This is a genomic window from Pseudomonas sp. SDO5215_S409, from assembly GCF_054071325.1.
Genome location: NZ_JBSVWN010000085.1, coordinates 1 through 14,552, shown reverse-complemented (window position 1 = coordinate 14,552; position 14,552 = coordinate 1). Strand labels below are relative to the sequence as shown.

At 57.9% G+C, this 14,552-nt stretch carries 10 protein-coding genes and 1 pseudogene; 7 read left to right on the top strand and 4 right to left on the bottom strand.

The genetic code is table 11. From position 1 onward, the window contains the following. Positions 1 to 116: 116 nt before the first annotated feature. Together ACW9H9_RS26900 and ACW9H9_RS26895 are read left to right on the top strand one after the other, a co-directional pair. The gene (locus tag ACW9H9_RS26900) at positions 117 to 1,265 is read left to right on the top strand and encodes a pyridoxal phosphate-dependent aminotransferase (RefSeq protein ID WP_457346362.1); all 1,149 of its coding nucleotides are present in this window, start codon (positions 117 to 119) and stop codon (positions 1,263 to 1,265) included. Continuing rightward, the gene (locus ACW9H9_RS26895) at positions 1,253 to 2,044 is read left to right on the top strand and encodes an amidohydrolase (protein ID WP_457346360.1); all 792 of its coding nucleotides are present in this window, start codon (positions 1,253 to 1,255) and stop codon (positions 2,042 to 2,044) included. Before ACW9H9_RS26900 ends, ACW9H9_RS26895 begins: the two co-directional genes overlap by 13 nt. 63 nt (positions 2,045 to 2,107) lie before the next feature. On the opposite strand, the gene leuA is transcribed toward ACW9H9_RS26895, so the two are convergent. The 3 genes from leuA to xseA all read right to left on the bottom strand — a co-directional run bounded on the left by leuA (position 2,108) and on the right by xseA (position 6,337). Next, positions 2,108 to 3,787: a 2-isopropylmalate synthase gene (leuA, locus tag ACW9H9_RS26890; protein WP_457346359.1), complete on the bottom strand. Its 1,680-nt coding sequence runs from the start codon at positions 3,785 to 3,787 to the stop codon at positions 2,108 to 2,110. Between the two features lie 345 nt (positions 3,788 to 4,132). Continuing rightward, positions 4,133 to 4,954, bottom strand: a complete 822-nt coding sequence (locus tag ACW9H9_RS26885) for a peptidoglycan DD-metalloendopeptidase family protein (protein WP_457346358.1) — start codon at positions 4,952 to 4,954, stop codon at positions 4,133 to 4,135. 3 nt (positions 4,955 to 4,957) lie between these two features. Then, positions 4,958 to 6,337, bottom strand: coding sequence for an exodeoxyribonuclease VII large subunit (gene xseA, locus ACW9H9_RS26880; protein ID WP_457346357.1), 1,380 nt, complete (start codon positions 6,335 to 6,337; stop codon positions 4,958 to 4,960). Positions 6,338 to 6,554: 217 nt separating this feature from the next. Here xseA and ACW9H9_RS26875 point away from each other — a divergent pair, with 217 nt between their 5' ends. From ACW9H9_RS26875 to guaA, 3 genes are all read left to right on the top strand, one after another. Further along, entirely contained in the window at positions 6,555 to 7,103 is a 549-nt protein-coding gene (locus ACW9H9_RS26875) for a sugar ABC transporter ATPase (RefSeq protein WP_457346355.1), read from the top strand. A 104-nt stretch (positions 7,104 to 7,207) separates the two neighbouring features. Continuing rightward, positions 7,208 to 8,677: an IMP dehydrogenase gene (guaB, locus tag ACW9H9_RS26870; protein ID WP_457346353.1), complete on the top strand. Its 1,470-nt coding sequence runs from the start codon at positions 7,208 to 7,210 to the stop codon at positions 8,675 to 8,677. A 79-nt stretch (positions 8,678 to 8,756) separates the two neighbouring features. Further along, positions 8,757 to 10,334: a glutamine-hydrolyzing GMP synthase gene (guaA, locus tag ACW9H9_RS26865; RefSeq protein WP_457346352.1), complete on the top strand. Its 1,578-nt coding sequence runs from the start codon at positions 8,757 to 8,759 to the stop codon at positions 10,332 to 10,334. A 322-nt stretch (positions 10,335 to 10,656) separates the two neighbouring features. On the opposite strand, the pseudogene ACW9H9_RS26860 reads toward guaA, so the two are convergent. Beyond that, a pseudogene (locus tag ACW9H9_RS26860) lies at positions 10,657 to 10,812 on the bottom strand (transposase); the annotation flags it as partial. Between the two features lie 415 nt (positions 10,813 to 11,227). On the opposite strand from ACW9H9_RS26860, the gene ACW9H9_RS26855 reads away from it, so the two are divergent. Then, positions 11,228 to 12,304, top strand: coding sequence for an AAA family ATPase (locus ACW9H9_RS26855; RefSeq protein ID WP_457346350.1), 1,077 nt, complete (start codon positions 11,228 to 11,230; stop codon positions 12,302 to 12,304). Then, positions 12,304 to 14,502, top strand: a complete 2,199-nt coding sequence (locus tag ACW9H9_RS26850) for a S8 family peptidase (protein ID WP_457370482.1) — start codon at positions 12,304 to 12,306, stop codon at positions 14,500 to 14,502. Before ACW9H9_RS26855 ends, ACW9H9_RS26850 begins: the two co-directional genes overlap by 1 nt. The last annotated feature ends 50 nt before the right edge of the window (positions 14,503 to 14,552 follow it).

Sequence of the window (14,552 nt, the reverse complement as noted above, 5' to 3'; positions counted from 1 at the left end):
TACGTACGGTGGTGTGAGAGGACGGCGGATGTGAATCCGCCTCCTACTCTATGCGTGGCGGTTGACCCCTTGCGGCTTGCAGCTTAAAACTTGCAGCTCACCCGCAGGGGGCACCCATGATTAATAGCAAGCTGCCGAATGTCGGCACGACCATCTTCACGACCATGTCACAGCTCGCCGCAGAGACTGGCGCGTTAAACCTGTCCCAAGGGTTTCCCGACTTCAATGGCCCGCAGGCCTTGCTCGATGCCGTGGGCAAGCATGTGGCCAGCGGGCATAACCAATACGCCCCTATGACTGGGTTGCCGGTATTGCGCCAGCAAGTCGCGGCAAAAATCGCCCGCAGCTATGGCGCCCCTGTGAATCCGGACACGGAAGTCACCATCACCCCCGGCGCCACTCACGCGATTTTTTGCGCGATCCAGACAGTGGTCCGCAGCGGCGACGAAGTGATTGTTTTCGACCCCAGCTACGACAGCTACGAGCCCTCGGTCGAGTTGGCGGGCGGGCGTTGCGTGCATGTGCCGCTTGGCTTGACTGACTTTGCGCTGGACTTCGAGCAGATCACGGCGGCGCTGTCACCGCGCACCCGCATGATCATCCTCAACAGCCCGCACAACCCCAGCGGTGCCCTGATCAGCCGCGCCGAGCTGGACCAGTTGGCCGAGTTGATCCGCGATCGCGACATCTACCTGGTGAGCGACGAGGTCTATGAGCACCTGGTGTTTGACGGGGTGCCGCATGTGAGTGTGCTGGCCCACGAAGAGTTGTATCAGCGCGCGTTTGTGGTCAGCTCCTTTGGCAAGACCTACCACGTCACGGGGTGGAAGACCGGCTACGTGGTCGCGCCGCCAGCCCTCAGCGCCGAGCTGCGCAAAGTGCATCAATATGTCAGCTTTTGCGGCGTGACCCCGTTGCAATACGCGCTGGCCGACTTCATGGCCGAACACCCGGAACACGTTGAAGCGCTGCCCGCGTTCTACCAGGCCAAGCGTGACCTGTTCTGCGATTTGCTGGTGCCTTCGCGTTTCAGCTTTAAGCGGGTGGCCGGTACGTACTTCCAATTGGTGGATTACTCACAGATTCGCCCGGACCTGGACGACGTCGCCATGTCACTGTGGATGACACGCGAACATGGCGTGGCCACTATTCCGATCTCAGTGTTCTACCAGACCCCACCCCAAGGCCAGCGCCTGGTGCGCCTGTGCTTTGCCAAACGCGAGGAGACGCTGCGCCAAGCGGCAGAAAAACTATGCGTGATCTGAGTGCATTGCCCGACCTGAACATCGCCCTGGTGCAGACCACCCTCACGTGGCACGACCGCCAGGCCAACCTGGAGCATTTCGAGCTGCTGCTGGAGCAAGCCCGCGGCGCCGACCTGATCGTGCTGCCCGAGATGTTCACCACCGGTTTTTCCATGGAATCGCAAACCCTGGCCGAAGCGGGACAGGGCCCGACGCATCAATGGCTCAAGGCCCAGGCGCAAAAATATGAGGCGGTCATCACGGGCAGCGTCATCATCCAGGCGGCCGATGGCAGCCATCGCAACCGCCTGCTGTGGGCGCGCCCCGACGGTGAGGTGCTGCACTACGACAAGCGTCACCTGTTTCGCATGGCCGGTGAGCATCACCACTACACCCCGGGCGACAAGCAGGTGCAGTTCGAGCTCAAAGGGTGGCGGGTGCGTCCGTTGATCTGCTACGACCTGCGCTTCCCGGTGTGGAGCCGAGACGCGCAAGACACCGACCTGCTGCTGTACACCGCCAACTGGCCGGGCGCACGGCGCCAGCACTGGAACCGGCTGTTGCCAGCCCGGGCCATCGAAAACCTGTGCTACGTGGCCGCGGTGAACCGGGTGGGCACCGACGGCAAGGGGTTTGCCTACACCGGGGACAGTCAGGTCCTGGACTTCCAGGGTGAGGCGCTGCTGAGCGCAGGGGAGGCCGATGGCGTGTTCAAGGTGCGCCTGGATGCGGCAGAGCTGGCGGCTTATCGCACCCGCTTCCCGGCGAACCTGGATGCCGACACCTTTGAGTTCGTCTGATCGATAACCGACAAAAAAGGCCCCTGGACTCGCATCCAGGGGCCTTTTGCCGTGCGCCAAGGCTTACGCGGCTTTTGCTTCCTGCTGGCTCAGCGAGCGGTTCAACGCGCTGAACAGGGCCTTGAAGCTGGCGGTGGTGATGTTTTCATCGATGCCCACGCCGTGTACCGGGCGCTCGCCGTTTACACGCAGTTCGATGTAGGCCGCAGCCTTGGCGTGGGTGCCCGCGCCGATCGCATGTTCGTTGTAATCCATGATCTCGACCGCGACCGGCAGGCCGGCCACCAAGGCTTCCAGCGCACCGTTGCCTTTGCCTTTCCAGTGCAGGTTGGTTTCGCCCTGGCCCTTGCTGGCCACTTCCACTTCGACGTGGCTGTTGCCGTTTTCTTCCTGCAAGCGATGGCTGACCAGCGCGTACGGGGTGTTGGCTTGCAGGTATTCACGCTGCAACAGGCTGTAGATCTGCGCGGCGGTCATCTCCAGGCCCACGCGGTCGGTTTCCACCTGCACCACTTGGCTGAACTCGATCTGCATGCGGCGCGGCAAGCTGATGCCGTATTCCTGCTCCAGCAGGTAAGTGATGCCACCCTTGCCCGACTGGCTGTTGACGCGAATGACCGCCTCGTAGCTGCGGCCAATGTCGGCTGGGTCGATCGGCAGGTACGGCACTTCCCACAACTCGCCGTCTTTCTGCTGGGTAAAGCCTTTGCGAATCGCGTCCTGGTGGGAGCCGGAGAACGCGGTATGCACCAGGTCGCCCACGTAGGGGTGACGCGGGTGCACGGGGATCTGGTTGCACTCTTCGACGACCTTGCGGATGCCGTCGATGTCGGAGAAGTCCAACTGAGGGTCCAGACCCTGGGTGTACATGTTCAGGGCCACTGTCACCAGGTCGACGTTGCCGGTGCGCTCGCCGTTGCCGAACAGGCAGCCTTCGACGCGGTCGGCGCCAGCCATCAGGCCCAGCTCGGTGGCGGCCACGCCCGTGCCACGGTCGTTGTGGGTGTGCAGGCTGATGATCACGCTGTCACGGCGGTTGATATGGCGGCCGAACCACTCGATCTGGTCGGCGTAGATGTTTGGCGTGGCGCATTCCACGGTGGCTGGCAGGTTGAGGATCACCTTGTGCTCAGGCGTCGGGTTCCACACCTCGATGACCGCGTCGCACACTTCCTTGGCGAACTCCAGTTCGGTGGCGCTGAAGGTTTCCGGCGAGTACTGGAAGGTCCAGTGGGTGTCCGGCTGCTGCGCGGCATATTTGACGAACAGCTTGGCGGCGTTGACCGCGATGGCCTTGACGCCTTCCTTGTCCTGGTTGAACACGATGCGGCGGAACGACGGCGAGGTGGCGTTGTACAGGTGAACGATGGCTTTCTTCGCACCGCGCAGCGACTCGAATGTCCGCGCGATCAAATCTTCACGGGCCTGGGTCAGCACCTGAATGGTGGTGTCCTCGGGGATGTGATTGTCTTCGATCAAGGTGCGCACGAAGTCAAAGTCGGTTTGCGAGGCAGACGGGAACGACGCCTCGATTTCCTTCACGCCCACCGCTACCAGGGTTTTCCAGAAACGCAGTTTTTTGACCGCGTCCATGGGCTCGATCAGCGACTGGTTACCGTCGCGCAGGTCGGAGCTGCACCAGATCGGCGCGTGGGTGATGGTTTTCGAGGGCCAGGTGCGGTCGGCAATGTCGATAGTCGGGTAGGCGCGGTATTTCGAAGACGGGTCTTTGAGCATGCTCATCGGAAAATCCTTGTTGTAAGGCCGAGAAGAGGCGGCCTGCCAGAAAGCGTTTATAGGGGATAAAACCGGGGACGAGGCAGATCGATTTCAGCCAGGCAGTCGTGCGCTGACAAGGCACAGGCTGCGGTGCTGACGGAGCTGAATGAGGGTGTGAGAAGTTTTCATAAGGCCAACCCTAACCGCCGGGGTGAAAGATGGCAAGCATTCGGAAAAAATTGAGAGAAGTTCTGCTATTGGTGTGAGAAACGAGATTTTATGTTGCTTGTGTAGGTGAAGGGTCGTTTTGTTTGCGCGGCCCGTTCGGCCCGCGCAATTGCCGCGAGGGCCTTTACCTCAGGTGCGGGTTCAAGGCTGGAAGGCCCCGATAAATATCGCCGGATCCACCCGCGCATCATTCAGGCTGACGTTCCAGTGCATATGCGGCCCCGTCGCCCGCCCGGTGGCGCCCACTTTGCCCACCACCGCGCCACGGGCCAGTGGCTGCCCCACCACCACATCGATCTTCGACATGTGGCAGAACATGCTGATAAACCCTTGCCCGTGGTCGACAAACACGGTGTTGCCATTAAAGAAGTAATTACCCACCAGGATCACTTTGCCCGCCGCCGGTGTCTTGATCGGCGTGCCCGCCGGTACGGCAAAGTCCAGGCCCGAGTGTGGGTTGCGTTCTTCGCCATTAAAGAAGCGGCGCACGCCAAACTTGCTCGACAGCGGCCCGTTGACCGGCTTGTCCAGCAACAGGTTGCTGGGCGTATTGGGGCTGAAACTGCGATACGCCTTGAGCTGCACGGCCAGCTCCCCTTCGATGCGTTTGAGCTGCGCGGGGTCGGGGTTCACCTGGCTTTTGTTTTTCAGGGTGATGTGCTGCTCGGGGTACTTTTTGAAGCCCACGATAAACGGCAGGGTGCCCGCTCCCGTGCTGATCTGCTGGTTACCGGGCTTGGTCGTCAGCGGGATGCCGACAATCGCCAGCCAGTTGTTCTGCTCTTTGACCACCAGCACCGGTTTGCCCAGGTAAGTGGCCTTGGGCGCCGCCGCTGCGGTGCCGAGGTCGACCACGGCCACACCGCCCGGCACCGGCTTGTTCAGCAGGCGGGTGATGTAGCTGTCGGCATGGGCAGTGAAGGTCAGGCACAAGAGCATTAACACACTGAGTAAACGTGGCATCGGTCAGTCCAGTAACGAGAGGGTGACGGGCGTCAGGTGGTTGTCTTCCACCCGGACCTCTAATTGGCCTTCACCCAGGCGCGCGGTCAGGCGTTGGCCGGTGTGGGTTTGTGCTGCGTCGCGAATCGCTTGGCCGTGTTCGTCGAGCAAAATGCTGTAGCCCCGGCCCAGCGTAGCCAGCGGGCTCACCACTTGCAGCGTCTGCACCTGGCTTTGCAGTTGCAGGCGGCGCGCCTTGAGGCCTTCACGCATTGCGCGGGGCAAGCGTTCTGCGAGGCTGTCCAGGCGTTGGCGCAGCAAGGCCAGTTGGCGGCCCGGGTGCTGGCCCGCAAGGCGGGTTTCCAGGCGGATCAGCCGTTCGCGACGGGTATTGAGGCTGCGCTCGAACGCGCGGCGCAAGCGCATGTCCAGGTCGTCCAGGCGCTGGGCTTGCTGGCGCAGTCGCTCACCGGGGTGGCGCAGGCGCCGCGCCAGGCCTTCGAGGCGCAGGCGGTCGTGGGTCAGACGGTTGCGCATCAGCATCAGCAGGCGCCGGTGCAGGCTGTCGACCTGACGGATCAAATGGCTGGAGTCCGGGGCCAACAGCTCGGCTGCGGCAGACGGTGTGGGGGCGCGCACGTCGGCGACAAAATCACTGATGGACACGTCGGTTTCATGGCCCACCGCACTGACGATGGGCGTGACGCAGGCATCAATCGCCCGTGCGACGGCTTCCTCGTTGAAGCACCAGAGGTCTTCCAGCGAACCACCGCCTCGGGCCAGGATCAGCGCATCAAACCCGCGGGCGTCGGCGATTTTCAGCGCACGGACAATTTGCGCGATGGCTTCTCGGCCTTGCACGGCGGTGGGAATCAGCGTCAGTTGCACCTGCGGCGCACGGCGCTGGAACACGCTGATAATGTCGCGAATCACCGCGCCGGTGGGCGAACTGATAATGCCGATCTTCTGCGGGTGCGCAGGCAGCGCCACTTTGCGTTCGGCGCTGAACAGCCCTTCGGCGCCCAGCTTTTCCTTCAAGGCATCAAAGGCCAGGCGCAACGCGCCGTCACCGGCAGGCTCTACCGTGTCGAGGATCAACTGGTAGTCGCCACGGCCTTCAAACAGCGAAACCTTGCCGCGCACTTTCACCGCCAAACCGTCCTTCAACGCCTGGCGCACCCGGGCGGCGTTCTGCCGGAACAGCGCGCAACGCACCTGCGCGCCGCTGTCCTTGAGGGTGAAGTACACATGGCCGGAGGCCGGGCGGGCGAGGTTGGAGATCTCGCCCTCGACCCAGATATTGGTGAACACATCTTCGAGCAACACCCGCGCACGGCCGTTGAGCTGGCTGACGGTGAGGACTTCGCGGTCCAGGCCCAGGCGGGCAAAGGGATCTTTAATCATGGGCGGCAGTTTATAGGCATTCGGGCAGGGTTTGACAGAACTGCGCGGCCCACGTGCCGTATTTGAGCGCTTGACCTGTGGAGGGCAGGGATTAAGCTGCCTGCCTCTAGGGCGCCATCGCGGGCCAGCCCGGCGCCCACAGCCCATCGCAAAGGACTGTGGGGGCGGGCGGGCTCGCGATGAGGCCACACGCCACACCGCCGGACGTCCACGCCCCATGAATTCCCAAAGCATCCTTGTTCCGAAGATTTCCACGCTGCCCGTTCACGAACCCCGCGCCCGGGCGATTCTGCGCTGGCTGGTACGCAAGAACATCATCAAGGAAGAACTCACCACCTGCGGGCGCACCGGCAACCGCATGGGCTATGCGCTGGCCGATGGCGCCCGCGCCGTGGTGCTGCACCCCGAGGCGCTGCCGTTCAACGAGCCGGTCAACGGCTTGGAAGTCATCTATAAACGTTGCATTTATACCCCCGCTAAAGGTTTTCTTGAGGAAGCGGGCTGCCCGGAGTGCCGCAAGGAAATCGGCGAGGCGCTGTTTGAAAGCCTGGAAGACTGGATGCCCGGCCACACCGACAATTTCACCTGCCCGCTGTGTGGTCACGAAGATGACATCAACGGTTTCCTGTTCCTACAAGAGTGCGGCTTTTCCAACCTGGGGTTTATCTTCAATAACTGGGCGGAAGCGGGCTTCAAACAGAGCTTTATCGACGAGTTCGCCGATTGGCTCGACCAGAAGATGAGCTGGGTCAAAGTCGAGCTCTGACCCTTCTATCTGTATTCCCAAATATGTCAGAGTTTTACATTGAGCCCACCGGGGTGCTTGAGTATAATGGCGCGCTTCCATTTTCCCGCTCGGGAGCCCCCGCGATGCTGCGTATCAGCCAAGAAGCTCTGACATTCGACGACATTCTCCTAGTGCCCGGTTATTCCGAGGTGCTTCCTAACGAAGTCAGTCTCAAGACCCGCCTTACCCGTGGCATCGAGCTGAACATTCCCCTGGTTTCCGCTGCCATGGACACCGTCACCGAAGCCCGTCTGGCCATCGCCATGGCTCAGGAAGGCGGCATCGGCATCATCCACAAGAACATGACCATCGAGCAGCAAGCTGGCGAAGTGCGCAAGGTCAAGAAGTTCGAAGCGGGCGTGGTCAAGGACCCGATCACCATCGAAGCCGACGCCACGGTGCGTGACCTGCTCGACCTGACCCGCATGCACAACATTTCCGGTGTTCCGGTACTGCACGATGGCGACCTGGTCGGTATCGTCACTTCCCGTGACGTGCGCTTTGAAACCCGCCTGGATGTGTCCGTGCGCGAAGTGATGACGCCTAAAGAGCGCCTCGTCACCGTCAAGGAAGGCGCCGACAAGAACGACGTGCGCGAGCTGCTGCACAAGCACCGCATCGAGCGCGTGCTGATCGTCGACGACAAGTTCGCCCTCAAAGGCATGATGACCGTCAACGACATCGAAAAAGCCAAGGCGTACCCGCTGGCCAGCAAGGACGACCAAGGTCGCCTGCGCGTCGGCGCGGCGGTCGGCACCGGCAAAGACACCGGCGAGCGCGTCTCGGCCCTGGTGGCTGCTGGCGTTGACGTGGTAGTGGTCGACACCGCCCACGGTCACTCCAAAGGTGTGATCGACCGCGTTCGCTGGGTGAAAGAGAACTTCCCCGAGGTGCAAGTGATCGGCGGCAACATCGCCACCGGCGCTGCGGCCAAGGCGTTGGTCGAAGCGGGCGCCGATGCGGTCAAGGTCGGTATCGGCCCGGGCTCCATCTGCACCACCCGTATCGTGGCCGGTGTGGGCGTGCCGCAAATCAGCGCCATCGCCAACGTCGCCGCTGCCCTTGAAGGCACTGGCGTGCCATTGATCGCCGACGGCGGTATCCGCTTCTCCGGTGACCTGTCCAAAGCCATCGTGGCCGGTGCGTCCAGCGTGATGATGGGCTCGATGTTCGCCGGCACCGAAGAAGCGCCGGGCGAGATCGAACTGTTCCAGGGCCGTTCCTACAAGGCCTATCGCGGTATGGGTTCGCTGGGCGCCATGTCCCAGGCCCAGGGCTCTTCCGACCGTTACTTCCAGGACTCTTCGGCAGGCGCCGAAAAACTCGTCCCGGAAGGCATCGAAGGCCGTGTGCCGTACAAAGGCACCCTGAGCGCGATCATTCACCAACTGATGGGCGGCCTGCGCTCCTCGATGGGCTACACCGGCAGTGCCAACATCGAAGAAATGCGCACCGTGCCTGAGTTCGTGCGCATCACGGGCGCTGGCATGGCCGAGTCCCATGTCCACGACGTGCAGATCACCAAAGAAGCGCCAAACTACCGCGTAGGTTGAAGCTTCAAGCAAAATGTTAAGTAACCGGGGCTGTTTTCAGCCCCGAGTTGTTTCTGATTCATTAGACGAGACTGACTTCATGGCCCTCGACATTCACGCCCACCGCATCCTGATCCTCGACTTCGGTTCCCAGTACACCCAGCTGATCGCCCGCCGCGTGCGTGAAATCGGCGTGTACTGCGAACTGCATCCGTTCGACATGGATGACGCAGCGATCCGCGAATTCGCTCCAAAAGGCGTCATTCTCGCCGGCGGTCCCGAGTCCGTGCACGAAGCCAACAGTCCCCGTTGCCCACAAGCGGTGTTTGACCTGGGCGTGCCGGTTTTCGGTATCTGCTACGGCATGCAAACCATGGCCGAGCAACTGGGCGGCAAGGTCGAAGGTTCCGAGCTGCGTGAGTTCGGTTATGCCCGTGTAGACGTGGTGGGCAAGAGCCGCCTGCTGGACGGCATCGAAGACCACGTGGACGCCGACGGCCTGTTCGGCCTCGACGTGTGGATGAGCCACGGTGACAAGGTCACCAAGATGCCGGAAGACTTCCACATCCTGGCCAGCACCCCGAGCTGCCCGATTGCCGGCATGTTCAACGACGAACTGCGTTACTACGGCGTGCAATTTCACCCGGAAGTAACCCACACCAAGCAGGGCGGGCGCATCCTGTCGCGCTTCATCCTCGACATCTGCGGCTGCGAAGCACTGTGGACCCCGTCGAAAATCGCGGAAGACGCCATCGCCCAGGTGCGTGCCCAGGTGGGCACCGACAACGTCCTGCTGGGTCTGTCCGGCGGTGTTGACTCCTCCGTAGTGGCCGCATTACTGCACAAGGCCATCGGCGACCAACTGACCTGCGTCTTCGTCGACAACGGCCTGCTGCGCCTGCACGAAGGCGAGCAAGTGATGGCCATGTTCGCCGAGAACATGGGCGTCAAAGTGATCCGCGCCAATGCCGAAGAGCAGTTCCTGAACAATCTGGCCGGTGAAGCCGACCCCGAGAAAAAGCGCAAGATCATCGGTCGTACCTTCATCGACGTGTTCGATGCCCAGTCCAATAAACTGGAAAACATCAAATACCTCGCCCAGGGCACCATCTACCCCGACGTGATCGAGTCGGCCGGCGCCAAGAGCGGCAAGGCCCACGTGATCAAGTCCCACCACAACGTGGGCGGCCTGCCCGAGGAAATGAACCTCAAACTGGTCGAGCCCCTGCGTGAACTGTTCAAGGACGAAGTGCGCCGCCTCGGCCTGGAACTGGGCCTGCCGTACGACATGGTCTACCGCCACCCGTTCCCGGGCCCGGGCCTGGGCGTGCGGATCCTGGGTGAAGTGAAAAAGGAATACGCCGACCTGCTGCGCCGCGCCGACCACATCTTCATCGAAGAACTGCGCAAGGCTGACTGGTACCACAAAGTCAGCCAGGCCTTCGTGGTGTTCCAGCCAGTCAAATCCGTGGGCGTTGTAGGCGATGGCCGTCGTTACGCGTGGGTTGTTGCGTTGCGTGCAGTCGAAACCATCGACTTCATGACCGCCCGTTGGGCACACCTGCCGTATGAGTTGCTGGAGACGGTGAGCGGCCGGATCATCAATGAGATTGAGGGGATTTCGCGCGTTACGTATGACGTGTCGAGCAAGCCGCCGGCGACGATTGAGTGGGAGTGATCTCGCGTCTGGCGTTGCCTGGTACGATCTAGCAAGAAATGCCCTGGAGCCCGCGTAATTGCGGGCTTTTGGGTTTTTGGGGCTGGCAAATTCGGGCAGCGTTTTGCATCGCCAAGCATGGGTTTTTTATGGCATGGTACGGGGTACTCCCCCTCACGATCGACCGACTCTGGTCGGTCACTGCCAATTGGCACTGGCTGCGTTGGGCTGAATTCGGCCTTTCGCCCCAGGCAGCAATAGGTCGATTGCGGTCGGCTGTGAAAGGCAGTAGTCGGCCAGAAGCGGACTGTTTCCCAGTAAATAAATCTGTCCCCTTTTCCACACGCTCTTGCTGAAGCTGGTTAACCCACCGACGCAGAGCCGACTCGACCAGGCCAAGTGAACGGGCTGCTTCAGCATGGCTGTAGCCCTGATCGAGCACCAGGCAGGCTGCTTCGCGCTTGAACTCAGGAGTAAAGGTACGACGTTGCTTGGTCATCAGACACCTCTCTGTGGCGAGCATTCTCGCCTAAATGGGTGTCCGGGGTTAGTAGACCACTACAGGGGCAAGTCCAATCGAGTCCGTTGATCAGATTCTGGCATCACACCTCAGGCGACCCACTGTTGATCCGTATTCTCACTGCATATAGGTGAGGCGCTGGACTCTGCCTCCACCCTACTAGTCAGCTCTTCGCGTTGACTCTCGATGATACGCAGCCCCCTCTTTTTTAGGCTCGACCACAGTGCGTAGGTCATCGAGAGCCAACCTTTGCCCCAAGATATGCCTGCTGCGTGGTAAACAAAAAGTCAAAAACACCTTGGCTTTTTACCATTTATGGTAAGCTCTAGCCGAGAAATGGTAAATTTTACGGTATCTCCTCTATGGGGAAGAGCCGTGCGCCTCCGGAGCACACATGGACAGCAAAGCAATTTTAAGCCTCATCGACTTGGCGCTAGGCGGAGATCCGCGCACGTTACGAATGCATCTTCACAAAATTGCAGCCAAAACCTTCCGCCATGATCCGGAACTTTCTGAAAAAATTCTGTCTCGGCTATCGGCCAGCGGTCTCAGATCAGCTCAGCCAGCGAAACCCATCCCAGTGGATTCGGATAGCCGACTAAATTTAGTCCGGGTCGAAAATCCGGTAGTCATGGATGATGCTCCCATTTACTCCGAAGAAATCATGGCACTGCTAGACCAAGTTGTTCTTGAGCGGAAGTCGACATCGAAGCTATTGGCGGAGGGTTTGTCCCCTGCTAAATCACTCTTATTCCAAGGGCCTCCTGGCGTCGGTAAGACAATGACGGCGCGGTGGCTAGCATCAAGGCTGGGCCTTCCGTTTTTAACGCTCGACCTAGCAACGGTTATGAGTAGCTTTCTAGGAAAAACCGGAAATAATATCAAGGCAGTGATTGACCATGCGTCTTCATTTCCTTGTGTATTGCTTCTCGACGAGTTCGATGCAGTTGCTAAGCGGCGAGATGATGACCGAGAGCTAGGAGAGCTTAAACGATTAGTCACCGTACTCTTGCAAGCTATTGATGACTGGCCAGAATCATCGATACTAATAGCTGCAACAAACCACGGAGACCTTTTGGATCCTGCTATCTGGCGTCGATTCGATCTGGAAATATCATTTAAATTGCCGAGCGAACAGATGCGCAAGGCCTATATAATTAGTTACTGGCCTGAATTAACTAAGTATGCGGATACCCTAGCACAGCATTTTGGAGAGATTTCCTACAGCGATATTGATCGAAGTCTAAGAAAAGCCAAAAAGAAAAGTGTATTGAGTGATAGTAGTTTTATCACCTGCATCACTGGAGTTGCCGAGGGCAGGCCCGGGAATAAAATTGAGTCAAAAAAGAAAGATGTTATTAGATTGGCGGCAGAGGGGATGTCCCAGAGAGCAATATCTATTGCGCTTGAAATAAGCAGGCCGACCGTAAAAAAAATTATGGATCAACACGCTGAGTGTAAGGAAGTTTAATGAATAACTTTATTGTTGGGTATGGCGAAACTCTTACTACCAAGGTGGATATTGGTGGTGGAGGGGGAGACAAAAAGCACCCGTATTCAATATCTGAAGCAATAAAGCGCATTAGCTCTCAGCTTGATGAAATAATTTCTAAGATTGAAAGTAAGCCAGATGCAGAGTGCGCAGGCGGTAGGGTGGTTGTAAAGTTTATCCAGCACCCATCGTACTTGGCAAAGTCGTATTACCCTAGAAAGCTATTCTCTGCCTACGGAATGAATGATATCGGCTCCAGAGCAGTAACTGTAGAACCTGAGAAATGGGGTGTCGAAAAGCACCCAGATGCCGGACTGGCTAGTTGTGTGTTTGTATCTGGTGAAAAAATGCAATATAGGAAACTGTTAACGGACCTGATTTCAAACTCGTTAACAAGAGCATCAGAGGACATTCTAAGGACTATTGAGCGGGTCGAGTATTTTGATGCTTCCGAAAAGATAAAAAGCATCGATGCTTCTGGTGAGAGCTTGAATCTTGAGGTGGTCATACATGCATCCGCTGATGATGATTATGTGGTTCGAGCTTTCAACGAGTATGCTTCTCTCAACGGAGGTGCAGTAAAACGAGAGAAAGCCAAAGTTGTAGGTGGGTTGACATTTTTGCCTGTAAGTATTCCGCACGGAAAAGAGCAGGCTCTGGCAAAATTTGCTCAGCTTCGAGTACTCAGAAGCATTCCAAAGCTAAGAATGAGCAAACCGGAAACCTTACGCAGTCCTGTAAGTACTCAGGTATCTCTGCCTAGCTGGAATCCAGATATCTTAAATCGTGATTTCAAAGTTTGTATCTTCGATGGAGGCTTAGGAGATGGAAATCACATCTCTAACTGGGCAACTGAGATTATCCCCGATGGTATGGAGGGTTCGCATCCGGAGTATCTCGCTCACGGCAGCGAAGTTTGCTCTGCATACTTATTCGGCCCGGCGCTGGGGTCGGATAGTGTGTTGGGTGCCCCGTACACTACTGTCGATATAGTTAGGGTTATCTCACAAGGGGACGACGATCCTGACTTGTTTGATGTACTTACTCGTATTGAAGATACTCTTAAGCTAAAAACTTACAAATATATAAACCTAAGCCTCGGCCCGAACATAGCTATTGACGATGATGAGGTTCACGTCTGGACATCCGTCATAGATTCACTTCTTCAAGATGGTGACTGCCTCGCGGTCGTGGCAGTAGGGAATGACGGTGATCTGCCAGGTGATTATGGTCGCGTACAACCCCCCAGTGATATGGTCAACAGCCTTTCGGTTGGTGCGAGTGATGGGGAATCCCAGGGTTGGAAAAGAGCGCCATACAGCTGCATAGGTCCATGCCGTAGCCCAGGAGTGGTAAAACCTGACGGTGTGATATTTGGTGGAGCGCCTCACAACTTGTTCAGGGTCTACTCACCGAGGATCCATTCCTTCATTGATACCATGGGCACAAGCTATGCTGCTCCGTATGCATTACGCGTGGCTGCTGGTATTGATGCCATCACTGATTTCAATCTATCTACAAATACAGTTAAAGCTTTGATGGTTCATGCTGCAAAGCCGGATGAGCATGATCTGAAAGATGTGGGCTGGGGCAGATTCCCTACCTCGCCTGAATCGGTAATTACCTGCCTTGATGATGAAGCGACAATTGTATTTCAAGGCGAGCTTGAGAACTCTAAGCACCTCCGTATTCCAGTACCTCTTCCGGCATCAACTGATTCAACATGGGTGCATTTAAGTGCGACTTTTTGTATTAGCGCCATTGTGGATCCTGAGCATCCATTGCATTACACCCGGTCTGGCCTTGAAATTTCCTTTCGAGCGAATGAAGGTCGATTTACGATGGAGGGAGCTAATGCTGATACCAAACCATTCTTTTCACTTGGAAAGCTGTACCCCAGTGAGTATGAGCTGAGGGAGGATGCACACAAATGGGAAACCACGCTATCGAGGCATCAAAGATTTAAGCGCTCAACTCTCCAGTCTCCGGTTTTTGATGTTAAGTATCACGCTCGTGAACAGGGTGGGGTGATTAGCGAAGATCTACCTGCCATTCGCTACACTTTGATTCTTACAATACGTGCTGAAGGTGATAACAGTATTTACAACAAAATACTGCAGGAGAACCAAACCTTGCAGGCAATTAATGTGAGAACTAGAATCGAGGTTAAATCCTAAGGATGGTCTGAAGTAGGCCACTATGTTTCGACAGCCGAGCCATAGACGCT

Excerpts from the sequence above, each read along its gene's own strand:
- guaB (WP_457346353.1), top strand. The coding sequence starts at position 7,208 with ATGCTGCGTATCAGCCAAGAAGCTCTGACATTCGACGACATTCTCCTA.
- xseA (WP_457346357.1), bottom strand. The coding sequence starts at position 6,337 with ATGATTAAAGATCCCTTTGCCCGCCTGGGCCTGGACCGCGAAGTCCTC.
- ACW9H9_RS26900 (WP_457346362.1), top strand. The coding sequence starts at position 117 with ATGATTAATAGCAAGCTGCCGAATGTCGGCACGACCATCTTCACGACC.
- leuA (WP_457346359.1), bottom strand. The coding sequence starts at position 3,787 with ATGAGCATGCTCAAAGACCCGTCTTCGAAATACCGCGCCTACCCGACT.
- ACW9H9_RS26885 (WP_457346358.1), bottom strand. The coding sequence starts at position 4,954 with ATGCCACGTTTACTCAGTGTGTTAATGCTCTTGTGCCTGACCTTCACT.
- ACW9H9_RS26850 (WP_457370482.1), top strand. The coding sequence starts at position 12,304 with ATGAATAACTTTATTGTTGGGTATGGCGAAACTCTTACTACCAAGGTG.
- ACW9H9_RS26855 (WP_457346350.1), top strand. The coding sequence starts at position 11,228 with ATGGACAGCAAAGCAATTTTAAGCCTCATCGACTTGGCGCTAGGCGGA.
- ACW9H9_RS26875 (WP_457346355.1), top strand. The coding sequence starts at position 6,555 with ATGAATTCCCAAAGCATCCTTGTTCCGAAGATTTCCACGCTGCCCGTT.
- guaA (WP_457346352.1), top strand. The coding sequence starts at position 8,757 with ATGGCCCTCGACATTCACGCCCACCGCATCCTGATCCTCGACTTCGGT.
- ACW9H9_RS26895 (WP_457346360.1), top strand. The coding sequence starts at position 1,253 with ATGCGTGATCTGAGTGCATTGCCCGACCTGAACATCGCCCTGGTGCAG.